At 41.1% G+C, this 22,655-nt stretch carries 19 protein-coding genes and 1 tRNA gene; 9 read left to right on the top strand and 11 right to left on the bottom strand.

Annotated features, from left to right (window positions below; translation table 11 throughout):
* Nucleotides 1-30 precede the first annotated feature (30 nt).
* The 8 genes from V7L07_RS06940 to V7L07_RS06905 all read right to left on the bottom strand — a co-directional run bounded on the left by V7L07_RS06940 (nucleotide 31) and on the right by V7L07_RS06905 (nucleotide 9,884).
* On the bottom strand, nucleotides 31-1,431 hold the full coding sequence (locus V7L07_RS06940; RefSeq protein ID WP_335056247.1) for a sugar porter family MFS transporter: 1,401 nt from the start codon (nucleotides 1,429-1,431) through the stop codon (nucleotides 31-33).
* Nucleotides 1,432-1,537: 106 nt separating this feature from the next.
* Nucleotides 1,538-2,536, bottom strand: a complete 999-nt coding sequence (locus V7L07_RS06935) for an ABC transporter permease subunit (protein ID WP_335056245.1) — start codon at nucleotides 2,534-2,536, stop codon at nucleotides 1,538-1,540.
* On the bottom strand, nucleotides 2,533-4,089 hold the full coding sequence (locus V7L07_RS06930; RefSeq protein ID WP_335056243.1) for a sugar ABC transporter ATP-binding protein: 1,557 nt from the start codon (nucleotides 4,087-4,089) through the stop codon (nucleotides 2,533-2,535). The genes V7L07_RS06935 and V7L07_RS06930 overlap by 4 nt, the downstream gene beginning before the upstream one ends.
* Before the next feature lie 419 nt (nucleotides 4,090-4,508).
* Nucleotides 4,509-5,564 carry an ABC transporter substrate-binding protein gene (locus tag V7L07_RS06925; protein WP_335056241.1) on the bottom strand — a complete coding sequence of 352 codons (1,056 nt, stop codon included), beginning with the start codon at nucleotides 5,562-5,564 and terminating at the stop codon, nucleotides 4,509-4,511.
* Nucleotides 5,565-5,684: 120 nt separating this feature from the next.
* Entirely contained in the window at nucleotides 5,685-6,686 is a 1,002-nt protein-coding gene (locus tag V7L07_RS06920) for a substrate-binding domain-containing protein (RefSeq protein ID WP_335056239.1), read from the bottom strand.
* A 957-nt stretch (nucleotides 6,687-7,643) separates the two neighbouring features.
* Nucleotides 7,644-8,540 carry an inositol oxygenase family protein gene (locus V7L07_RS06915; protein ID WP_335056237.1) on the bottom strand — a complete coding sequence of 299 codons (897 nt, stop codon included), beginning with the start codon at nucleotides 8,538-8,540 and terminating at the stop codon, nucleotides 7,644-7,646.
* Between the two features lie 372 nt (nucleotides 8,541-8,912).
* A complete protein-coding gene (locus tag V7L07_RS06910; RefSeq protein ID WP_334696371.1) occupies nucleotides 8,913-9,236 on the bottom strand; it encodes a DUF1815 family protein in 324 nt (107 codons plus the stop codon).
* Between the two features lie 138 nt (nucleotides 9,237-9,374).
* Nucleotides 9,375-9,884: a gluconokinase gene (locus V7L07_RS06905; protein WP_335056235.1), complete on the bottom strand. Its 510-nt coding sequence runs from the start codon at nucleotides 9,882-9,884 to the stop codon at nucleotides 9,375-9,377.
* Between the two features lie 191 nt (nucleotides 9,885-10,075).
* Between V7L07_RS06905 and V7L07_RS06900 the strand changes: the two genes are divergently transcribed.
* From V7L07_RS06900 to V7L07_RS06870, 7 genes are all read left to right on the top strand, one after another.
* Nucleotides 10,076-11,104 carry a LacI family DNA-binding transcriptional regulator gene (locus V7L07_RS06900; protein WP_335056233.1) on the top strand — a complete coding sequence of 343 codons (1,029 nt, stop codon included), beginning with the start codon at nucleotides 10,076-10,078 and terminating at the stop codon, nucleotides 11,102-11,104.
* Between the two features lie 142 nt (nucleotides 11,105-11,246).
* A complete protein-coding gene (gene uxaC / locus V7L07_RS06895) occupies nucleotides 11,247-12,674 on the top strand; it encodes a glucuronate isomerase (RefSeq protein ID WP_335056231.1) in 1,428 nt (475 codons plus the stop codon).
* Nucleotides 12,675-12,730: 56 nt separating this feature from the next.
* Complete coding sequence (locus tag V7L07_RS06890; protein WP_335056229.1) at nucleotides 12,731-13,567, top strand: SDR family oxidoreductase; 837 nt, start codon at nucleotides 12,731-12,733, stop codon at nucleotides 13,565-13,567.
* 2 nt (nucleotides 13,568-13,569) lie between these two features.
* Nucleotides 13,570-14,853, top strand: coding sequence for a lactate racemase domain-containing protein (locus tag V7L07_RS06885; RefSeq protein ID WP_335056227.1), 1,284 nt, complete (start codon nucleotides 13,570-13,572; stop codon nucleotides 14,851-14,853).
* Between the two features lie 169 nt (nucleotides 14,854-15,022).
* The gene (gene tmk, locus V7L07_RS06880; protein ID WP_335056225.1) at nucleotides 15,023-15,658 is read left to right on the top strand and encodes a dTMP kinase; all 636 of its coding nucleotides are present in this window, start codon (nucleotides 15,023-15,025) and stop codon (nucleotides 15,656-15,658) included.
* A gap of 458 nt (nucleotides 15,659-16,116) precedes the next feature.
* Nucleotides 16,117-16,332 (top strand): hypothetical protein, encoded by a 216-nt coding sequence (locus tag V7L07_RS06875; RefSeq protein ID WP_335056223.1) that lies wholly within the window; start codon nucleotides 16,117-16,119, stop codon nucleotides 16,330-16,332.
* Entirely contained in the window at nucleotides 16,332-16,592 is a 261-nt protein-coding gene (locus V7L07_RS06870; RefSeq protein WP_335056221.1) for a type II toxin-antitoxin system RelE family toxin, read from the top strand. Before V7L07_RS06875 ends, V7L07_RS06870 begins: the two co-directional genes overlap by 1 nt.
* 58 nt (nucleotides 16,593-16,650) lie before the next feature.
* Here V7L07_RS06870 and uvrB read toward each other — a convergent pair whose 3' ends face one another.
* The gene (uvrB, locus tag V7L07_RS06865) at nucleotides 16,651-18,648 is read right to left on the bottom strand and encodes an excinuclease ABC subunit UvrB (RefSeq protein ID WP_335056219.1); all 1,998 of its coding nucleotides are present in this window, start codon (nucleotides 18,646-18,648) and stop codon (nucleotides 16,651-16,653) included.
* A gap of 254 nt (nucleotides 18,649-18,902) precedes the next feature.
* On the opposite strand from uvrB, the gene V7L07_RS06860 reads away from it, so the two are divergent.
* Both V7L07_RS06860 and V7L07_RS06855 read left to right on the top strand, forming a co-directional pair.
* Nucleotides 18,903-19,367: a hypothetical protein gene (locus V7L07_RS06860; RefSeq protein WP_335056217.1), complete on the top strand. Its 465-nt coding sequence runs from the start codon at nucleotides 18,903-18,905 to the stop codon at nucleotides 19,365-19,367.
* 728 nt (nucleotides 19,368-20,095) lie between these two features.
* Nucleotides 20,096-20,278: a CsbD family protein gene (locus V7L07_RS06855; protein ID WP_179063932.1), complete on the top strand. Its 183-nt coding sequence runs from the start codon at nucleotides 20,096-20,098 to the stop codon at nucleotides 20,276-20,278.
* 660 nt (nucleotides 20,279-20,938) lie between these two features.
* On the opposite strand, the gene V7L07_RS06850 is transcribed toward V7L07_RS06855, so the two are convergent.
* Both V7L07_RS06850 and V7L07_RS06840 read right to left on the bottom strand, forming a co-directional pair.
* On the bottom strand, nucleotides 20,939-21,736 hold the full coding sequence (locus V7L07_RS06850; RefSeq protein WP_335056424.1) for a WecB/TagA/CpsF family glycosyltransferase: 798 nt from the start codon (nucleotides 21,734-21,736) through the stop codon (nucleotides 20,939-20,941).
* Nucleotides 21,737-22,525: 789 nt separating this feature from the next.
* Nucleotides 22,526-22,609 (bottom strand) — tRNA-Leu (locus V7L07_RS06840).
* Nucleotides 22,610-22,655: the final 46 nt, after the last annotated feature.

Here is a 22,655-nt window from a genome sequence, read left to right as displayed (position 1 = left end):
TAGAGAGGAACGAGCGTCATTACGAATTAATTACATGTGTTCTAACTCAATTCCTTTGGTTTCTTTAATAAAAAAGAGAATGAAAAAGAATGAGGTAGCTGCTGCAATTGTATAGAGTCCATAGGCAGAACCTAGACCGAAATATTGCAGTATAGGAGGAAATGTTGTGGAAATAACGAAATTCGCAACCCATTGTATAGCAGCAGCAATCGAAAGTGCGGCGGCTCGAATTTTGTTATTAAACATTTCTCCCAACAGTACCCAAACCACTGGCCCCCAGGAGAAGCCGAAGCAAAAGACGTAGAGGTTAGCTGCAATCAGAGCCAGAGTCCCGGCGCTTCCAGTCAGATTGGGGTTCCCAGCAGCATCGAGAGGAGCATTACCAAAAAGATAAGCCATCGTCCCCAAGGTCAAAGTCATGCCTATTGACCCTATGATGAGTAAGGGTTTACGACCAAATCGATCCACGAAGGCGATCGCAATCAGTGTTGTAATAATGTTGACGGCTCCTGTAATCACTGTGATTGTTAGGGAATCTTTTTCAGAAAACCCGACTGCCCGCCACAAAACGCTGCTGTAGTAGAAGATTACATTAATCCCAACAAATTGCTGTAATACAGATAAGCCTATTCCTACCCAAACAATGGGGAGGAGTCCGCCACTTCTGCTTAAGAGGTCAGAAAACCTGGGTTGGCGTTCACGAAGCACTGTCTGGCGAATTTCTTCGATTTTTGGCAGCACATCGCCCCCTAAAATCTTGGTTAGAACGTTAACAGCTTCCGGTTCCCGTCCTTTGGCAACCAAATAACGGGGAGATTCAGGAATTGTTAAAGCTACCATCCCGTAGAATACTGCTGGTGGGACTGCTGTCCAAAACATCCAGCGCCAAGCTGCAACCCCAAACAAAAACGGCGAGTCTGCTGAACCTGCTGACGTAGCGATAAAGTAGTCGCTCAATAAGGCGACGAAAATTCCTACTACGATCGCTAATTGTTGCAGAGATCCTAATCTTCCTCGCAAATGGGTGGGAGAACATTCGGCAATGTAAGCCGGTGCGATGACGCTAGCAACACCGATGCCAATCCCACCCAATAATCGCCAAAAGATAAAATCCCAGATTGTGAAGGCAAACCCAGAGCCGATCGCACTGATGGTAAACAACGCCGAAGCAACCACCATTGCGTTGACTCGACCATAACGATCTGCAATCTGTCCGGCAAAGAAGGCTCCAACAGCAGAACCCAGCAACGCTAGGGACACTGCCAGCCCTGTCACCCAACTACTGGTGTTAAAAGCTTTTGCTAGAGATAAAACCGCGCCGTTGATTACAGCAGTATCAAAACCGAATAAAAACCCGCCGAGGGCAGCCGCACCAGCAATCAAAATCACATAAAAGGTGTTGGATTTGCGACGAATAGTAGTAGATGACATAGTTTATATATTGGGAATTGGGCGTTAGGAGTGCTGAGTGCTGAGTGCTGAGTTAAGAGTTTTGTTTATCTCCCTCATCCCTCCAGTCCCCAGTCCCCAGTCCCTTTTATCGTCTGGAACGTCTGCGTAACCGATCAATCATTACTGCCAAAATAATTACTAGTCCTTTGACGACTAGTTGCCAGAAGTAAGATAGGTTCAACAAGGTTAAACCGTTGTTGAGAATCGCAATAATCAATGCACCGAGAAGAGTGCCGCCAATGGTACCAATACCACCTGTAAAGCTGGTTCCACCTAGAATAACAGCTGCGATCGCATCTAATTCATAACCCTGACCTAATACGCCACTGGCACTATAAAGACGGCTGGCGCTCATGATTCCTCCTAAGCCTGCCAGTAATCCGCTAATACCATAGACGAATAACAACACCCGATTAACTTTAATCCCAGTTAATCTCGCTGCCCTCTCGTTACCACCAACAGCATATATCTGCACTCCTAAAACAGTTTGCCGTAGCACAAACCAGCTAGCGATTACCGTCAGTAGCGCAATGATTACTAGCCACGGCAGAGGGCCGATATAACTATTACCCACCCAAGCAAAATTGATGTCCCGGTTAATCAGCGTTGTCCCCTTGGCAATTAAAAAGGCCACACCCCGCAAGGCGGTAAGTGAACCCAAGGTGACAATAAAAGGTGGTACATCCAAAAAGGTAATAAGCGCACCGTTAAGTAAACCTAAAAGCAATCCTGCCAGCAAGGCAGCAGGTACAGCCGCCCAACTTAAAGCCGGCAGTAGCGATACTAGCAATGCAACTACGGCAGAAACGGCTAAGATTGACCCAACGGAAAGGTCAATACCGCCGGTGAGAATTACAAAGGTCATTCCTGTTGCCAGCACAATATTGATTGATGCCTGACGCAAGATATTGACGATGTTACCGCCGGTGAGGAAGTTGGGAGAAAGGAATGCAAATAAGATGCAGATAATTACTAAGATTGGCAGAATACCCGCAACTTCCAACAGAGTGCCGATTGATTTCCGGTTGCCAGATGCGGGATTGTTGGCTGATTTATTGATAGGCGGTCTGACTGTCTGACTCATGATGCTAATACCTCCGATGCTCCTGTTGCATAGTGCATAATCTTTTCTTGGGTGATTTCTTTGCCAAGACTGCCATCCAGTTCACCTACCAGCTGTCCTTCTCGCATCACTAAAACGCGATCGCTCATGCCGACAATCTCCGATAGTTCGCTGGAAACCATTAAAATAGCAACCCCTTGTGCTGCTAATTCGCTCATGATTCGGTAAATTTCGCTTTTAGCACCGATATCTACGCCCCGTGTCGGTTCATCTAACATCAACACTCTCGGTTTAATGGCTAACCAACGCGCTAGCAGTAGTTTCTGCTGATTACCACCAGAAAGATCCAATGCTCTAATTTCCAAGTTGGCTAGGCGGATATTAAAGTTTTCTACCGCATCTGTTGATAGCCGATTCACTGAAGCCCAGTTAACAATTCCAGCCCTTGCATCCTGTTTGAGTGTGTTGATGGCAATATTCTTGCGGGCGCTCATTTCCAGAAATAAACCTTGGTCTTTGCGGTCTTCGGGGACGTAGCCAATTCCGGCTGCGATCGCATCACTGGGCGTATTAATTTCCAGTTTTTGGCCGTTCAAGAATACTTCACCACTGGCCTTACGATCTGCACCAAAAATCAGCCGGGATAGTTCTGTGCGTCCAGCACCAACCAGCCCCGCTAAACCGAGAATTTCTCCAGCATGAAGTTCAAAACTAGTCGGCTCAAGCTTCTGACGCGCATCGCTCATATTTCTGACTGACAGCACGACGGGGCCAGGATTCATTTGTCGTTGATGTTCGTAAAAGTCTTGCATGGAGCGACCGACCATCATCTGCACCAATCGCTGTGGAGAAATTTCGCTGCGTGTCAAACTACCAATATATTGACCATCGCGCAACACACTAATCCGGTCAGCTAGAGCATAAATTTCTTCCATCCGATGGCTGATGTAAATAATAGCAATGCCATCACGCCGCAGTTTGCGAATTACCTCAAATAAATGGTCGCTCTCGCGGTCAGATAGGGCTGCTGTTGGCTCATCCATCACCAAAACGCGGCTTTTATCTTTCAGCGCCCTGGCAATTTCCACTTGCTGCTGTTCGGCGATGGACAAAGTACCAACTATCGTCTGGGCGGTAAAATTGGCTCCCAGGCTTTCCAACACTTCCTCTGCTTCCAGTTGCATCGCTTTGCGGTCTAAAAGCTGACCTCGCCGCAACTCGCTACCCATAAACATATTTTCGGTAACGCTTAAATTCGGTGCAACATTCAATTCTTGATAAATCAGATTAATACCTGATTTGCGTGCTGTCGCCGGATCGGTAATTTTCAGGGGTTGACCATTGATGCGAATTTCTCCTTCATCAGCAATGTAAGCCCCAGCCAGGATTTTCATCAATGTGCTTTTGCCTGCTCCGTTTTCACCCATGAGGGCGTGAACTTCTCCCGGATAAATCGTCAGATTCACATTTTGGAGCGCAGATACACCATGAAATCGCTTTGTAATTCCTTGCATTTCTAACACTGGAGTGCTAGTTGGTGCATCAGAAAGTGAGGTTTCAATATTTGTTGTCATGAGCAAAACCTGTAAAAACTATTTAAAATTTGCGAACCTGAATTAGAAATTAATAAATTCATATTTGATTGATCGCAAAATCATGTTTTAAAAGCTGACTAGGAGTGGAAAAGAGATATTTTCATCCTTTGTTGTTAACGTTAGTTTATAAAGATTTTTGGAAAAGTCTGAGTGCTAGAAATGCACACTCAGACTCTCCGCTGATGCACATACATAGCGGTTATTGTTTTGTACAGCAGAGTTATAACCTCTTTCCAAACTCATCTTTCTATTAAATAAAAGACAGGCATAAAGATGAGGTTTGGTATTAATTTAAATGAAAACTGCCGGACATTCTAGGTATGTGCAAAAACTTTACAAATGCACCAAAGGACTTATATCAAAAGACATAATTTCCAATTGCAAATTCACAATTTCTATTACTTCCAGCCTTTTTCTGTGCTGACGTTATCTTTTGTGATTAACTTAACTGGAATCAAAATGGTGGAACTGCTAGGTTTTTTCCCATTTAAAATGTCGTTGCCAACTTGAACTGCTTTTTCGGCCATCCCTCGCGGATTTTGAGTAGCAGTTGCCGCATATATACCATCTTTCGCTGCGATCGCAGTTATTGCTTCTGGTGCGCCATCAACCCCGACAATAAAGAAATCTTTACGTTGTGCTTGGTTAGCCGCTAGTTCTGCACCTACTCCACTTGGGTCATTGATGGCAAAAACCGCATCAATCTTTGGAAAAGTTGTCAGCAAATCAGTCATAACTCTGAGTCCTCCATCCCGACTACCCTCTGCATTTTGGTTTTTGGAGAGGATTTTGATATCAGGATATTTGGACAATACATTCTCACAACCACTAACTCGCTGAATCACCGAGTCCACTGGTGGGCCGTTAACTATGACAACATTACCTTTACCTTTGAGGCGGTCAGCAATATATTTGCAACTAACTTCTCCAGCTTGGACATTATTAGTGGTAATGGTGGCATCTACACCACCTTCTGCACCTGTGTCTACTGCAATGACAATTCTACCTGCTTGTTTTGCTTTTTCAATTGCTGGTTTAATGCCGCTTTTATCAGCAGCATTGACAATAATGATGTCAGTATTGGCAGCAGTGAAATTCTCAATTTGATTAGCTTGTTGATTGAGGTCATAGGCACTAGAAACTACGGTAACATTGACATCCTTACCGCCGATTTTCTTCGCTTCTGCCTCAGTTGCTTGTCCCATAAGGACGAAGAAGGGATTACTTAAATCACCAACAGTAAAGGCAACGGATCGTAATTTTCCATTCCCAGTAGCGATTTTAGTTTCTGCACTAGTATTAGTAGCCGGTTTGGTTTCAGGGTTAGTAGCCGTATTGCTATCGGGAGAACCATTTGTACAGCCGAAAAGACTGCCACTCATGATACCTAGTAGGCTAGCTGCGATTACGCGAAGCGTAACACCAGAGGTGAACGTAATCTTTTTCACATTCATATATCTCCTAGAAGTCTTTCTTATTTACACCAAACTTAAAAACGATCTATGAAAAAACAGGGTCAAGTACTGTAACTCTGCTGTATCAAGCCTTTTTCCGTAATTACGAATTACGAATAATTACCAGCCTTTGTAGCTGCTGAGGTTCTCTCTAGTAACCAAGTTGACTGGAATCAGAATATTCGGTGACTCAGGTTTTTTACCCTGGATGATATCATTGCCAATCTGAACCGCTTTTTGGGCCATCCCTGCGGGATTTTGAGCAGCAGTTGCAGCAAATACACCGTCTTTATCTTCCATTGCTTTGGTTGCATCTGGCGATCCATCAACCCCAACAATAAAAAATTCTTTACGTTTCGCTTGTCTAGCTGCTAAATCTGCGCCGACACCGCTTTGGTCGTTGGTGGCAAAAACGGCATCAATTTTGGGAAAGGTTGTCAGCAAATCACTCATGACTCTCAATCCTCCATCCCTTGTCCCTTCGGCGTTTTGGTCTTTAGAGATGAGTTTGATATTAGGATATTTGGACAATGATTTCTCACAGCCACTCACTCGCTGATTGATTGAGTCCATCGGCGTACCGTTGAGGATGACTACACTACCTTGACCTTTGAGGCGATCGCCAATATATTGACAAGCAACCTCACCAGCTTGAGTATTGTTGGAACTAATCATCGCATCCACATCAGCATCAACGGCTGAATCTACTGCAATCACAATCCTACCTGCAAGCCTTGCTTGGTCAATTACGGGTTTAACTCCTTTTTTATCAACAGCGCTAAGGATAATTAAATCAGTCTTCGCAGCGGTAAAATTTTCGATTTGGTTGCTTTGTTGGTTCAGATCAAAAGCACTGGAAACCGCATTAACTCTGATATTACCCCCGATTTTCTGGGCTTCTATCTCAGCGCCATTCTGTACTGCATTATAGAAGGGATTGCCTAAGTCACCTAAAGCAACGCCGATTGTTTGCAATTTTTTATTTGGATTACTAAGACTCTCTGCACTTATATTAGTAGCCCTGTTAGTATTATTAGTAGCAGTGTCGCTATTTTGAGCGCCATTTGTGCAACCAACAACCGCAAAACCTAATATACCAACTATCAGCGCAATTCTCTTCATATTCATCTATTTCTAACAACGGATTTAAATTTGATAAAGGTCAGTAGAATATAAATCTGTAGAGTCATCACAATATAAACTAAGTCTGAAAACTTTAGACCTGCTTAGTGATGTTACTAGATTTTGGAATTTCAACTCCAAAGGTCTTCTAATTTCAATACGGTTCTTAAGGGCTACTGGCAACAATTTTGGGTTTTAGAGACGCGATAAATCGCCTTCTCTACAAGTGTTTTGTTGCTCTATCTGAACTGTGTTGCTTCTAATATGACCCATCAGAATTGGAGTTATTACTGTTAGTTTCACGAAACTAGATGTTTTATTTTTAAAGCAAAGCTATGAACATTACACTACTTCAAATAATCACATTATTTTCTGGCGAAAATAATTCAGTAGTGCGTAGTCTGAAAACAGCTTTTACGTGAAACTGCCAAAAATTAGTTTTATTAAACTTGTAATTATTATTTGTTTTGACTTGTCTCATTTTATATCGCTCCAGTGCAAAAATTAATTTTGTTTATTGAACTTTACAAAAAGAAAGAGTTGAAATCTCTCTACATAACCTAAAGTCTTCATTGCAAAGCATCTGTATAAATTCGCCTATTAAATAAAATATTTAATGTTAAAAACTTTAACATTTCTTAATCAAGCTCCTTCAGAAAAGATATTGTTATAGTAGGGAAAACTTTGACTGTGAATGCCAGATTTTGAGAAATGTAAACATCCTTTAGTTAGATTTTTTAAATTAACTCAAATCTGCTTGACAAGCGTATTTATTTGTTATTACTCCTCCATCACTTGAAGGCAATAGAGGAGTAAACAAGATAAGCTTTTTAAGCCTGATTAGGGATAAAGAACATTTGCATATCTGTTTTATTCTTGTAGAAATGTAATATCTTGCTCTTACTCTATCCCTTCATAGATATAGGATTCTGAATTCTGAATTCTTCTTCAAGCAGTTTAAAACTTTAACGTTGCGGGTAAATATTTAGCCACCAAATCTTCATAGTATGGTTTTAATTTTTGCCAATCAGGAGGAATAGGGTTTTTTGAATACAAATCGTAGGGATTGAATAACTTTACCCATTTAAACATTTCTTTGTCGTGTTTATCCATCAAATGTTCATAAGCATTTTCACGATGTTGAGGATAAAATGAGTGATAGCGAAGCATATACAATGCAGGTTCAGGCAAATAGTTTTTCATCATCTGATAAAAATACTCATCATGCCCCCATGATATATGTACATTACTCAATCCACAGTTAGGCTCATAAATGCCATATTTAGTGTTGTAGTCGGGGTTCTGATAATCAGGGTTTTCTTTGAAGAATTCTGAGAAAACAATTTTATCAGAAAATGCACAACCTACAGGATAAGTATCACCGACAGTAGCCCATTGAGGCTCACCAAACAGACAAAGTACTTTCCCCATATCATGAAAGAAGCCAGTAAGTACCATCCAGTCAGGATGACCATCGGCGCGAATGGCTTCTGATGTTTGCAATAGATGTTGTAATTGATCCATGTCTGTATCAGGATCGGAATCATCAACCAATTGATTCAAAAATTCGACCGCATCCCAAACAGACATTTCTTTTTTATCAAACTTCAAAAATTCTTTTTCTTTTTGAAGTACAAAATCATAAGTTTGATTAATATGATTTAACCGATAAAACTCTTTTACCGTATCTCTAATAGTCGTTTCGTAATTTCTGTACTCTTCAGTGGTTTTACCTTCTTTAACTATGTTTTCTGGATCAGGATAGCGATTTAGTAAGTCTTCTTCCCATTCTTCTAAGGAATGTAAGGGATTGTTTTGAGCTTGAGCAACTACATGATTTAGAGTTTGCGACATATTTTCTTACTTGTTGATTTGTTAAATAATACTTTTACATTCCTTTTTATGCACAGGTGTGCAAAACCTTTATTAGACTTATTCTTTAATTCTTGCACACGTGTGCAAGAATGTGTGTTAAGTTTCTTTTCGTCTTTGGATACCTGTGCATGATTGACTGGTGAGAGTTGTCACCCCTTCATCTACAAATACATCGATAGAGGCGTACATTTGTATGCCTCTATTGTTGGATAGACTTTTGAAAATGGTATGATTATTAGTTTATACACACGTGTGCATAAACCCGTGTTAAATATAAGTTTATCTTTTGTTTTACACACGTGTGCAAAAACTACGCTAATTTTTGTCGAATTCAGCCAAGGGAGTCGTTAATTATTTTATTAATTGTATGGCAGTGGAATACTTGACAAGATTAGCCAACTCTTGCAGTTGGTTTATTGCTTCTGCACCTTCCAACTTCATTAATTCGCGATCGTCCCACAATTCCATCCAAGTAATCCCGTAATCAGACACTAAAAATCGAATCAGGTGCTTTTCTCTGAGGCTAACCATAAATGAAGCACTCTTCATTTGGTCGCCGCATGTATAACATGACGCAGTGTAACCACGCCGCTCAAGTATAATTGTCAAGGCTTGCAGGCTCATTACCAAGTCTTGGACGAACTCTCGATGTTGTTGTGCTAATCTTAAAAACACTAGTTTTCTCCTACCACTCTCAGATATATGGTTGCTTTGATATCTATTTAGACTTACATCTGATGTGATTTAGTTGCCAAAAGTTCATGTTTTCGTAGATACGTGATTAATCTTAATATTACGGTTGTCACTAATAAGCTAAATTTCCAAAGCCGCTCTAATATTTTGGACAATTATCTGGGGTGGCTGTGCAACATCAATACATAGAGCGTCTAATGGTTCTTCAAGAGTATAAAACTGGCTGTCGAGCAGTTTTTCACTCATGTAATGATTGCTACGCTCTTGCAACCGCATTTGAATCAACTCATAAGACCCTTTGAGGTAAACTAGCTTGATGCGTTCGCCCTTGGCGTTGGCGAAGCCATCGCTATCCAATACCAAAAATTTCCGATAACTATCTTTTAAAGCGGAACACGCCAACACCACATTTTTATTTTCTTGTAGCCAGTGTTTAATAGCTGTTTGCAAATCTTGTAACCAAGGTATCCTATCAGCTTCACTCAGAGGGATAGCACACCGCATTTTCTCAATATTCTCTGGCGAGTGGAAAGAATCAGCATCACTAAACTCCCAGTCTAAGGAGTCTGCTAGCAGTTTTCCGATGGTAGTTTTCCCAGAACCTGATACACCCATAATGATAATAATCATTTTTTTCTTAATAAAAATTTAACTAATTCCTAATTTGTAGTTGTAATTATGAACAGAGGTAAAAGTCAGGACTTGTAAATCCTTTCCATCCCAAATGTGAGTTGTATTAAAATCTCTTGACAAATAACGATTATTTTCTATAATACATACAAATGCACACGTGTGCAATATTTAAAAGCTAAGATAAAATAATGAATAAACGAAGAATTTCGATTGAAGATATTGCCCGCAGGGCAGGCGTTTCTCATTCTACCGTTTCACGTGCTTTGCGAGATAACGCTCTAATTAGCCCGAAAGTGCGAGAAGAAATTAAGCGACTGGCGCAGGAAATGAGCTATGTGCCGAATGCTATTGCTCAAAGCTTGCAAAATAAACGTACTAATACCATTGGTGTGGTAGTAACTTCAATTTCAGATCCTTTTTTTGCAGAGGTAGTAGAGGGAATCGAGAAGATAGCTAGACCAGCAGGCTTGAGTGTTTTATTGAGTGCTTCACACCGAGATTTTGATCAGGAAATGGCAGCTATTGATACTTTTCATCGCCGCAGGGTGGACGGTATCTTGGTAGCCGACTCACGAATTAGTAAGCAGCATATCAAGCAACTCACACAAATTGCTGTGCCAACGGTTCTGATTAATAGCCAGACTGAAGATCAATCGGAAATATTTCACTCAGTAGAAATAGACGATCGCTTAGGTGCTAAGTTAGCTACAGAGCATCTAATTAGTCTGGGACACACTGCCATTGGTTATCTGGGTGTAGGCGATCGCAGTAGATCAAACCAGCAGCGCCTAGAAGGATATCAAATGGCTCTTGCGGAAGCTGGTATCCCACAAAATACTGATTGGGTTTCAATTAGTGATGAATATAATATCAGAAGAAGCGATGTTGCCACTGGGCAAAATATGCTTGCTAAACTATTGGCTGCGGAAGTTACAGGCATCTTTTGTTACAACGATATGGTAGCAGTTGGCGCTCTGTTAGCTTGCCAAGAATTAGGTATTTTAGTACCGCGAAATTTAAGTCTGGTCGGATTTGATGGTATTGCTTTGGGCAATTACGTTACGCCGGCACTGACCACAGTTAGTCAGCCAATGTTAGAAATTGGTGGCTATGCCATGCAAATGTTACTCGATTTAATAGAAGAAAAAACTGTGGAAAATCGTGTTTTATCTCCTTTTCTAGTAGAGCGTGGTAGTAGTACTAAATTAATTAAATAATTTCATACTAATTTGTTGTGAAGATGCAGTTAATTATTAAACGAACCGCCAAGTACGCCAAGTACGCCAAGAGGGAAAGAGTAGGCTGTTTATCGTTCTTATTTGCACTCAGCAACACTAAAAACTTTAATCGGACAAAAATATGTTAACCAAAAAACCGAGTTTATCTCCCGATCGCTGTTTTTCTCCAGAACCACTTCAAAGACGACTAGCTCACCAATTTTTTGATAGCATATCTGCGTTACCTCTAGTTTGTCCACACGGACACGTAGATCCAGCTTTGTTAGCTAATCCCGCAGCCCGTTTTGGTTCACCAACGGAATTACTGATTATTCCTGACCACTACCTTTTGCGGATGCTATACAGTCAGGGCGTATCTCTGCAAGCTTTGGGCATACTTACTAATGATGGTTCACCAGTAGAAACCGACCACCGCAAAATCTGGCAATTGTTCGCTGACCATTTTTATCTATTCCAGGGTACTCCCTCTGGGTTGTGGTTGAAAGAGGAACTAACTAACGTCTTTGGGGTGGATGAACCTTTAAATTCTCGCAATGCAAGATATATTTATGATTGTCTAGAAGGTTTGTTAGCCTTACCTGAGTTTTCCCCTCGTGCTTTATTCAAACGCTTTAATATCGAAGTGCTTTGTACTACCGATGCCGCCAGTGATAACCTAGAGAATCAGCGATCGCTCCACGAAGAAGGTTTTACTCAAATTAGACCAACTTTTCGTCCCGATGCAGTGGTTAATCTGGATGCTCCTGGTTGGCGGGAAAATCTTAGCAAGTTAGAAAGCAGTATCGGTAGAGAAATTAACACTTATGCCAATTTTGTGCAAGCTTTAGAAGAACGTCGAGCTTTCTTTAAAAAAATGGGCGCGACAGCTACCGATCAAGGTGCAGCTACACCTTATACTACACGTCTTTCTGACCAAGAAGCTGAAGCTATCTTTGCAAGAGCATTAACCAGCAAGCTGAATCCAGGGGATGTCGAAAATTTTACCGGTCATATTTTCATGGAAATGGCGCGGATGAGTGTAGAAGATGGCTTGGTAATGCAAATGCATTGCGGTGTGATGCGTAACCATAACCCGGCTTTATTTGAGAGATTTGGAGCTGATAAAGGTGCTGATATTCCCATAAAAATAGAGTGGACTCAAAATCTGCGTCCGTTGTTGTCAGCTTATGGTAACGATCCGTGCTTCCATTTAATCATTTTTGGTATGGATGAAAGCGCTTATAGCCGCGAGATGGCTCCTTTAGCTGGTCATTATCCTACTGTATTGCTTGGGCCGCCTTGGTGGTTTCATGACAGCCTAAATGGTATGGAGCGTTATTTCAATCAGGTAATGGAAACTGCGGGAATTTATAATACTGCTGGATTTAATGATGATACGCGGGCTTTTGTTTCGATTCCGGCTCGTCATAATGTTTGGCGGCGGGTAGCTTGTAATTGGTTGGCTGGATTGGTTGCACGGGGGTTGGTTGAGGAGGAAGAAGGGTATGAAATGGCTCGTGCTTTGGCTTATGACCTCGCTAAGGTTGCTTATAAGTTTGAGGGGAATTGAAAACGCAAAGGGGCGCGGAGGGAAGCGCAGAGGTACGCAGAGAGGGGGAATGGGTGATGGCTGAGTTGATTTTGAGTAAACTTTTTAGTTTGAAGGAGCGGGTTGCGGTAGTTACTGGTGGTTCTGGTGTGCTTGGTGGGGCTATGGCAAGGGGTTTGGCTCTAGCGGGAGCGCGAGTTGTTGTTTTGGGTCGCAATGAAGTTAGGGCGGGGGCGGTGGTGGCTGAGATTACTGCTAATGGTGGAGAAAGTATTGCTGTGGTAGCCGATGTTAGCGATCGCTCCCAATTAGAAATCGCTAGGGATATTATTATACAGCGTTGGGGTGAAATAGACATCTTGGTAAATATGGCTGGTGGTAATATTCCGGCTGCCACAATTACTGCTGATGCAACTATTTTTGATATGCCACATACAGCTTTTGAGGAAGTAGTTAGCCTCAACTTAGTTGGCACTCTCCTACCTTGTCAGGTTTTTGGTCAAGCAATGGTGGAAAGAAGTCAGCCCCACGGTTGCATTGTCAATATTTCTTCTATGTCTGCCATTCGAGTGATTAGTCGGGTGGTTGGCTACTCAGCTGCGAAAGCGGGGATAGATAACTTTACTCGCTGGTTAGCTGTAGAACTCGCCCAAAAGTATGGTGATGGAATGCGAGTAAATGCGATCGCACCAGGTTTTTTTATTGGCGAACAAAATCGAGATTTACTCCTAAATTCTGATGGTAGTTTGACCGTTCGCGGGCAAAAAATCATTGACCATACCCCCGCCGGACGTTTCGGAAAACCAGATGAATTACTCAGCACTTTGATCTGGTTATGTAGTTCTGGTTCGAGTTTTGTTAACGGGGTAGTTGTAGCGGTAGATGGTGGATTTAGTATCTACAGTGGAGTCTAATAATGTATTCACTGGCTGTAAATGACGGGACACTTTCAGACGAGCAAGTTTCCGAGTTAGTTCATCAAGCTTTTGCAGACCCGAAGTTAGATGGACAGCGCATCTTGGTGTTAATTCCAGATAGTACCCGCACTGCTCCCATCCCGCAAATGTTTCGATTGCTTCATCAGGAGTTGAGTAAAAGAGTAGAAGCTCTGGATTTTTTAATTGCTCTGGGTACACATAATCCCATGAGTGAAGAACAAATCAATCACTTGGTAGGAGTAACACCAGATGAACGGGAGACAACTTTTAAAAAAGTTCGCATCTTCAACCACCTTTGGAATGAGCCGGATACATTTATTTCTTGTGGAGTAATTTCGGCAGACGAGATAGCAGAAATTAGTAGTGGAATGCTGCATCAGTCGGTTGATGTGCGGATTAATAAGCTGGTAACAGAATACGATTTGATCGTGATTTGTGGCCCAGTTTTCCCCCATGAAGTTGTCGGTTTTTCTGGTGGAAATAAATATTTTTTTCCTGGTATTGGTGGTCAAGAAGTAATTAATCTCTCCCACTGGTTAGGTGCTTTAATCACCTGTTATGAAATTATTGGCACGCTGGGAATAACACCAGTCCGACGCTTGATTAACCGAGCCGCTAACCTGATTTCTACCCCAAAACTTTGTTTAGCGATGGTAGTCGCACCCAAAACAAATCAGTTAGCTGGACTCTATATAGATAAACCAGAGTCAGCCTGGGAAGACGCTGCAAAATTATCAGCTAAACTGCATATTAAATATGTAAATCAGCCTTTTAAACAAGTACTTTCAGTCATGCCCCAAATGTATGACGACATTTGGACAGCAGCAAAAGGTATGTACAAGCTAGAGCCAGTAGTGGCCGATGGAGGCGAGGTAATTATATATGCACCTCACATTACTGAGTTTAGTTATACACACGGCGAAATTTTATCCGAAATTGGCTATCATGTGCGCGATTACTTTCTCAAACAGTGGCATAAATTTCAAGATTATCCTTCTGGAGTGTTGGCCCATAGTACTCACTTAAAAGGAATGGGTACTTTTGATCCGATAGAAGGAGAACAAGCACGGATTCGTGTTACTTTAGCTACTGGCATTTCTGCTGAACGCTGTGCTGCTCATAACTTAAACTATCGCGATCCGGCGACGATTCAACCCACTGAATGGGCGAATCGAGAGGATGAAGGCATTTTACTTGTGCCGAAGGCTGGCGAGATACTGTACCGTCTCAGTTACGGCAATTTTCAGGCAACTAAATCGTAGTTTTCGAGTTTTAAAGACGCGATAAATCGCCGTCTCTACAAGTGTTTTGGTCTTATCTGAACTGTATTGAATCATAAACTGCAATTGCGATCGCAGTTTAATATTTTACACTTCGCGCTATTCTTGATCAAACGTCAGCGAATCAGTTTATTGCAGCGAACAAAAAAGCATGGGTGGGAAATTAATTGTATTTGAAGGGGTGGAAGGCTGTGGCAAAACCAGCCAAATTCAGCTTTGTTCTGAGTGGTTGGAAAGTCTCGGTGTTTCTGTGGTGGTAACTCGCGAACCAGGGGGAACAGAGTTAGGTTTACATCTTCGGCGCTTGCTACTAGAAAAGTCAGAAGATAAACCAGTTGCAGAAGTAACAGAACTCTTATTGTATGCTGCTGACCGATCGCAACACGTTGAACAAGAACTCAAACCAAATCTCGCAGCTGGGAAATATATTTTATGCGATCGCTACACTGACTCTACCATTGCTTACCAAGGATATGGTCGTGGTCTAAACATCAGTTTAATCAATCAGCTGAACAATATTGCCACTGGTGGTTTAGAAAGCGATTTAACTATTTGGCTAGATGTCGATGTCGAAGTGGGACTTTCCCGCAAACTCTCAGGTAAAGTAGGATTAGACCGCATTGAACAAGAGACAATCGCTTTTCATCGCCGCGTTCAGCAAGGATATGCACATTTAGCAGCATCCCATCCCTCACGAATTGTTCGGGTAGATGGCAGTTTGAGTAAAGAAGCTGTACAACAGTTAATTCAAGAAATTTTGCGCGTACATCTGCACTTGGCGAAGTAGTAGCGTGACAAGGCTAAAATAGTGCATTAAGAAAAAAGTAGAAAACATTCAGTAGACCGAAAACTTTTGCGATCGCTAAAAAATAGTAGTGTATGATACCATTTTTAGAGGAATGGAAAAAAGCTGTTCATCTGCGATAAATGATAAGATGAGCTTATTGATTAGCGACAAAATCAACCAAAATCAGCCAGATGGCAAGTACACTTCGCAAGCTAACCCATAGTTGCGGTCTACTGTTTGACGTAAAAATTCAAGCATTTGCTTGAGGGTAAATAGATGAGGAAAAACTTAATTAGGCGAATATTGGTAAGCATAAGATTCACGTTAACTTCCTAACATTTTATCCCGCAGATGCTTAATGTGATGTGCAAGCGGTTTGTTACGCCGCAGCGATCGCCGCAATATGCCACAATAGCAGGTAAAACAGTAAGAGTAGTACTCACTAACCATCATCCCCTATGCAAGTCAAAGATATGACCATCGAAGAACTCAAACTTCTGATTCAAGAAACTGTTGCCGAAACGATTCAATCTCTATTGGTTGATCCTGATAAAGGCAAACAAATAAAGCCAGAAGTGAAACAGCAACTACTCGACTCCTTACAACGTACTCAATCTGGAGAACGTGGAATCCCTGCTGAGGAAGTAGCAAAAAACCTGGGATTGTCCAGGTAATGAGCTACGAGATCGAATTTAAATCAGAGGCGATTATCGGGCTTGAAACTCTCACCTCAAGTATTCAAGAGCGCATCTTGCGTAAAATTCGCTGGTTGTCTGAGAACTTTGAGGACTTAACCCCTCAACCTTTGAGTTCTGATTTAAGCGGTTTGTTCAAACTCAGAATTGGGGACTACCGAGTTATTTATTCCTTTGATACTGAAGCACAACTCATTACAATTCATCAAGTTGGGCATCGCCGTGATATTTACAATTAACAATGGTTCATCAGTGTCCCCTCAATCACACTCCAATTGAAGACTCAGTAGATTCACGTTAACGTCCTAGCATTTTATCCCGCAGATGTTTAATGCGATCGCGCAATTTACCCGCCTCTTCAAATTCCAGTTTCTTCGCCGCTTCTTTCATCTGCACTTCTAACAGAGTAATTAACCCTGGAATCTGTTCTAATGGCAGTTCATCTAGATGTTCATCTACTATTTTCAAATCAGTTGCATTCAACCGCCGAGATACATCTAAAAAAGCCAAAATCGCATTACTTGATTTTTTCACAATTGGTTGTGGTGTAATCCCATGCAATCGATTATGTGCTGTTTGAATCCCACGCCGCCTATCTGTTTCATCAATAGCTTTAATCATGCTACCTGTCATATTATCGGCATACAAAATCGCTTGTCCCTGGACGTGACGCGCGGCTCTACCAATAGTTTGAATTAAGGAACGCTCGGTTCTCAAAAAACCTTCTTTATCTGCATCCATAATTGCTACTAAGGAAACTTCGGGTAAATCTAAACCTTCCCGCAGTAAATTCACACCAACCAAAACATCAAATTTTCCCTCGCGTAAGTTTTGCAAAATCTCTATGCGCTCAATAGAAGTAATCTCGGAATGTAAATACCGTACCCTGATACCGTGGTCTTGCAAATATTCGGTTAAATCTTCCGCCATCCGCTTAGTTAATGTGGTGATTAACACTCGTTCATGGCGATCGGCTCTATCTTTAATTTCGCCTAACAAATCATCAATTTGTCCTTCTGTGGGACGCACAGAAATTTCTGGATCAACCACCCCAGTTGGTCGAATCACTTGCTCAATTACATGGTCTTCAGAGACTTCTATTTCCCAATTTCCGGGAGTTGCGGAAACAAAGATACACTGATTTACTTTTTGCCAAAATTCCTCGGCTTTTAAAGGACGATTATCAGCAGCGCTAGGAAGCCGAAATCCATGATCGATTAAAACTTTTTTTCTTGCTTGATCGCCGTTATACATGCCGCGAATTTGGGGTACGGTAACGTGAGATTCATCGATAATTAATAGCCAATCTTTCGGAAAATAATCAATTAAACATTCTGGTGGATCTCCAGCTTGTCTTCCTGCTAAGTGACGGGAATAGTTCTCAACGCCGTTGCAATAACCGACTTCGCGCAGCATTTCTAGGTCATAGCGTGTACGTTGATCTATGCGTTGCGCTTCTAATAATTTGCCAGCTTGTTCTAAGTCTAGTTTTTGCTGTTTTAACTCGGCGGCAATATCATGGCAAGCTACTTCTAATCGTTCTTCTGGGGTGACAAAGTGACGTGCTGGGTAGATATTCACCGCTTCCAAACTCTTGAGAATTTCACCTGTCACTGGGTCAATATAGCGAATCGCGTCTATTTCGTCACCAAAGAATTCGACGCGAATAATTCGGTCTTCATAAGCTGGGCCGATTTCTAAGACATCACCCCGGACGCGAAATTTTCCCCGGCCCATTTCGATGTCGTTGCGGCTATATTGAACATTTGCCAAATCTCGTAAAATTTGACGTTGATTTACTTCCATACCTATCTGAAGAGGGATGGCAGCTTTTAGATATTCTGCTGGCATTCCCAAACCGTAGATGCAACTGATGGAAGCAACGACAATGACATCACGACGTTCAAAAAGCGATCGCGTCGCTGAATGCCGCAACATATCTATTTCATCATTAATCGCTGCCGTTTTTTCAATATAAGTGTCGGTAACGGGAATATACGCTTCTGGCTGATAATAATCGTAGTAGCTGACGAAATACTCGACTGCGTTGTTGGGAAAGAAATCTCGCAACTCGTTACAAAGCTGTGCAGCCAGGGTTTTGTTATGCGCGAGAACTAAAGTAGGCTTGCCAATTTTCTCAATAACTGCTGCTACCGAAAATGTCTTACCAGTTCCAGTGGCTCCTAATAAAGTTTGGTAACGATTACCAGCTTGGATACTCGCAGTAAGTTGTGCGATCGCTTGTGGTTGATCGCCTGTGGGACTAAAGGGAGCTTGAAGACAAAATTCTGTCATACAGTTTTGCTATAAATACCCTATCTCATGGTGATGATTCCGCCCTATACCCATTGTAGCTGGCTTGTTAGACTAAAAAATTAGTAATAAATTTTTACAAAACTTATTAATTTAAATTTACTTATGTATCTGTTTTAAAGATTCTTATATCTATATGAGGTTTTTTAAGGTTAAACTCTAGAATATATGGGAAAAAAATTTCATCTTTCCTTAATTATTGTAAAATTCAATTAACAAACCAGAGGTCTTCGTTTATGACTATTAGCAGCGCTGGCAAAGCAATCAGTTCTCGGCAAAAGCCTGCCAAGTCCCCAGGAGAAACTACAGAGGGAGTTGAAAATCAACAAGACCAGAGCTTGAATGCAGATCAAGTTGAGGAAGTTACTGAACTGCCAGTGGGAGCTTCTGGAACACTCGCCATTTCTGGAATTCGTCCTATAGGTGCTAGCGACTTAGAAGTTGCTGAACACCTCTCAATTGCTGGGGTGCGTCCCGTTAGCACCAGTACCTTGGAAGTAGTTGAAACCTATAACTCAATGGGTATTCGTCCAATTGGTGCTAATACATTCCAAGTTGTTGAAAGTATAAATCTCTCTGGGATTCGTCCAATTGCCTCAAGTTCATTGGCAATTTCTGACAGTTATTCCACCTTTGGGAATCGTCCCATAGCACCAAACGAGATTGACAATTCTGAAAGCCTAATGGGTTTTCTAGATTAGACAGAAAACATCCCCATAACTTTATTAACCCAGTTCCGTAGAGAAACTGGGTTTTTTAATTAATAGAGTCGAAAATAGAGATTACGATATTTGCACTTGTTGGGAGCATCTCACTTTTGTAAAAACACACCTTGCCCTGGCGAATAGAATGAGACTGTTGGCGAATTAATAGGGGGTCAAACCCATCATTCCTCATTAGTCTGATTTGGGCCCGTTTCAACGGACTTGAGCTATTAGCCCGAAATTTATTTCAGGGCGGGAAAGCAACGCCAAACCAATGTTTTAGGGGTGAGGGATCAAACCCACCGTGAATTGACCAATAGTCTCATAGAATTCCCAGCTATACAGACAAAACCCACCTCTGTAGGTTTCTAATTCTTTGAGTCTGCGTAGGCGGCCTACCCTCCGGGAACGAACGCTAAGGGCGAAAGTTTGTGTAGCCACGATTTCTAATAGCCTGGTATATTTGCTTATTCTATGTCTTTGAGCATAGATAACTAAACTTTTTTGGCTTTAATTTACATTCAGCTAACGGCTAGGATGCCTACCACCATTACTTTTCTTCATTTTGAATTTTGAATTTTGAATTTTGAATTATTTAATATGCCTTGTGGTGGAAGGCTTTAGCAAAAACTTTAAGCTACTGTGTAAAAGTAATCATAAAGGATTTATTTCAAAGTGATTTATACAGCTTTGAAATGAATTTTTCATTAAATCAGGAGTACAAAATGAGCATTGAAGATCGCGCAAAAGCTGCCGCTAAAAATGTCGAAGGCAAGGCCCAAGAAGCATTAGGAAATATCACTGGAGATCCAGAAGATAAAGCAAAGGGTAAAGCAAAGCAAGCTGAAAGCGAAGTACGTCATGGAATTGAAGACGTGAAAGATAGTGTGAAGAAAAATATTGACTAATAATTCATAATTTTTTTGCAGAAACTCTAGGAATAAAAATGGGGTGGATTCCATTTTTGCAGAAAAATATGATATGAGTTGTTTGATAACCAAGTGAAACTTTTTTGATATTCCCTAAGTAAGGGGTAAAGAATAGAGTACTAACTTGATTTACAGAATTTTTGTAGAGACGTAATTCATCACGTCTCTACACTTTCCAAAAGTTTTAAAATTTAGTTATGCTTGAAAAGATACAAGATACCCGACTTCCTGAAGAAGTCGGGTATCTGAGTTTTTTGGTGTTCTTCTCTAAAGTATTACAGCTAAAATAGTTGTTAAATAAATTGCTAAATGGTCGCGTAGCGTCTGTCTGCGACACGCTGCGCGAACGCAGAGAAGAAAGTCTTATTTTTTATAAAATAGGAGCTAAAAATTAAAATAAAGGTGATGCTAGGCTTAAAGCACAAAATTCTGCGATCGCAATTCCCTCTGCATCTAAAATATACTTAATTTGATAATGGCTTAAGGTCTATTACTCCTGATCAGGAACATACCATTTATTTTTATCGTAAATTAAGGGGTTTAAGACCCCTACATCTAGATGTAGTACCCATTTCAGTCGGGGTTTCAATCCCCATCTGAAATGTCTTTAATTTTGAATTTTGAATTTTGAATTGTTAATCACTCCCCAGTTTCGTGAAGGAAGACTGCTGCAATCCGACTTGATGATAGTAGTTGCTTAGTAGCCAGCCATATAAAGAGTGGAATAGTCCTAGCATAGCGACTGAAAAGGCGGCGTGGTTCTTGAATACATCGATACAGCCATTCAAGTCCTAAATCTCTAACTATGCGGGGTGCCCGCTTGTAAATTCCTGCATAAACAGGGAAAACTCCACCCAGTCCAATCATTACAGCTTGTATCTTGCCCTTATGTTGAGCTATCCAATTTTCTTGTTTAGGACATCCCAGAGACACTAAGACGGCACTAGCACCACTAGAATTAATCTTTTTCACCAAAGCTTCGTCTTCAGTTTCAGTCAAGGGACGAAAAGGTAGAGGTTCCATCGCCGCAATCTTCACCTGCGGAAATTCCTGCTCTAACCTTTTTCGCATCTTAGAAAGAATTTCTGTTTGGGAACCTAAAAAGAAAATACTAATATTTTGTGTTTGAGTTAGCTGACACAATGCTAAGAAAATATCCATCCCTGCTACTCGGTCTTGGTAAATAGCTCCCATTTTCCGCATCATCCATACCAGAGGCATACCATCAGGAGTAACTATATCTGCATTTCGCAATATGGTAGCAAAATCTGGATTCCAATGAGCTTCAATGAGCATGTGTACATTTGCTACATATACACTTTTACTCTCACGCCTACTCGCCCACTTCAGTATTGTTTGTATCTGGTCGTCAAAGCGTAAAGCAGTAATAGAAAAATCAAGCACTTTTTTAGTAGGTAGAAGCACTCTCGCCACAATCAATAACTCCTGTGTCGAAGAAAAAAATCCATAGATTACATAGACCATTCCGAATATTGAATAATTCGCATCGGATGACTCCTGACTTTTTGTAGGCTTGTGTCATCGTTGGAAATTAACACATGGAGATGCAATTGCCTTCTTAGTATACTTTTGACTTAATCGGTAATATCGATAATATTGTAATTATTTCCTGCTGTGTCCTAGCTTACTGTTTTAAGTTAGGGATTTTAGACGCAGTGTGACAAAATTCATACTTCCTTCATAATTAATTTTTGATTGGTTCATACAAACATTATAATTGCGATATATTTCTATAGATATGTATTTTATTTAGTAATATTTACTACACAGAATGCTCGCGTCGCCAAGCAAAATGCCAGACAAGTCTACCGATTTTGATACGTAAGTATGCGCTTAAGAGGTTTAATTTAGATTTAGTATATTTTAAAGAATGTAAAATAATTTTTTCTTATAGATTTCCAAATCTATTACAGATTTAATTTAGTCTCCATGTTAAAAAATCCCTTCCCTAAATTTTATTTTTTTCCTAGATAAAATCCCAAAAAATAAGGAGAAGATAAACTTATCTCCCCCTGCTCTTTCGTTTTTGTTATTGTCTGGTTTGTTACTTTCCTTAAGTCTTTGCCGTAGCATTTGCCTTTGTTTTTTGAGTTGCCGCTTTCTGGCTGAACCTCCTCTACCTTTATCATTCCTACCTTCTTTCCGGGGAGATTCCCATCTTTTTAGGCGCATAAGTTTTTTAGCTCTTTAGCACTTGCTTGGTAGTGGGCAGGAGGAGAATCGAACTCCTATGACCGTAAGGCCGCCACATTTTGAGTGTGGTGCGTCTACCAATTCCGCCACCCGCCCTTATATCCAACATTAACTAGTATACACTCATTAAGTGATTTTTAAC

The sequence above is a fragment of the Nostoc sp. genome, from assembly GCF_036916985.1.
Lineage (GTDB): Bacteria > Cyanobacteriota > Cyanobacteriia > Cyanobacteriales > Nostocaceae > Nostoc.
Note: the sequence above shows the minus strand (reverse complement) of the source record. Positions and strands in the feature narration are given on the sequence as shown.

Bases quoted from the DNA above. Each gene is read 5' to 3' on its own strand.
- V7L07_RS06940 (WP_335056247.1), bottom strand. From the start codon at position 1,431: ATGTCATCTACTACTATTCGTCGCAAATCCAACACCTTTTATGTGATT.
- V7L07_RS06935 (WP_335056245.1), bottom strand. From the start codon at position 2,536: ATGAGTCAGACAGTCAGACCGCCTATCAATAAATCAGCCAACAATCCC.
- V7L07_RS06930 (WP_335056243.1), bottom strand. From the start codon at position 4,089: ATGACAACAAATATTGAAACCTCACTTTCTGATGCACCAACTAGCACT.
- V7L07_RS06925 (WP_335056241.1), bottom strand. From the start codon at position 5,564: ATGAATGTGAAAAAGATTACGTTCACCTCTGGTGTTACGCTTCGCGTA.
- V7L07_RS06920 (WP_335056239.1), bottom strand. From the start codon at position 6,686: ATGAAGAGAATTGCGCTGATAGTTGGTATATTAGGTTTTGCGGTTGTT.
- V7L07_RS06915 (WP_335056237.1), bottom strand. From the start codon at position 8,540: ATGTCGCAAACTCTAAATCATGTAGTTGCTCAAGCTCAAAACAATCCC.
- V7L07_RS06905 (WP_335056235.1), bottom strand. From the start codon at position 9,884: ATGATTATTATCATTATGGGTGTATCAGGTTCTGGGAAAACTACCATC.
- V7L07_RS06900 (WP_335056233.1), top strand. From the start codon at position 10,076: ATGAATAAACGAAGAATTTCGATTGAAGATATTGCCCGCAGGGCAGGC.
- uxaC (WP_335056231.1), top strand. From the start codon at position 11,247: ATGTTAACCAAAAAACCGAGTTTATCTCCCGATCGCTGTTTTTCTCCA.
- V7L07_RS06890 (WP_335056229.1), top strand. From the start codon at position 12,731: ATGGCTGAGTTGATTTTGAGTAAACTTTTTAGTTTGAAGGAGCGGGTT.
- V7L07_RS06885 (WP_335056227.1), top strand. From the start codon at position 13,570: ATGTATTCACTGGCTGTAAATGACGGGACACTTTCAGACGAGCAAGTT.
- tmk (WP_335056225.1), top strand. From the start codon at position 15,023: ATGGGTGGGAAATTAATTGTATTTGAAGGGGTGGAAGGCTGTGGCAAA.
- V7L07_RS06875 (WP_335056223.1), top strand. From the start codon at position 16,117: ATGCAAGTCAAAGATATGACCATCGAAGAACTCAAACTTCTGATTCAA.
- V7L07_RS06870 (WP_335056221.1), top strand. From the start codon at position 16,332: ATGAGCTACGAGATCGAATTTAAATCAGAGGCGATTATCGGGCTTGAA.
- uvrB (WP_335056219.1), bottom strand. From the start codon at position 18,648: ATGACAGAATTTTGTCTTCAAGCTCCCTTTAGTCCCACAGGCGATCAA.
- V7L07_RS06860 (WP_335056217.1), top strand. From the start codon at position 18,903: ATGACTATTAGCAGCGCTGGCAAAGCAATCAGTTCTCGGCAAAAGCCT.
- V7L07_RS06855 (WP_179063932.1), top strand. From the start codon at position 20,096: ATGAGCATTGAAGATCGCGCAAAAGCTGCCGCTAAAAATGTCGAAGGC.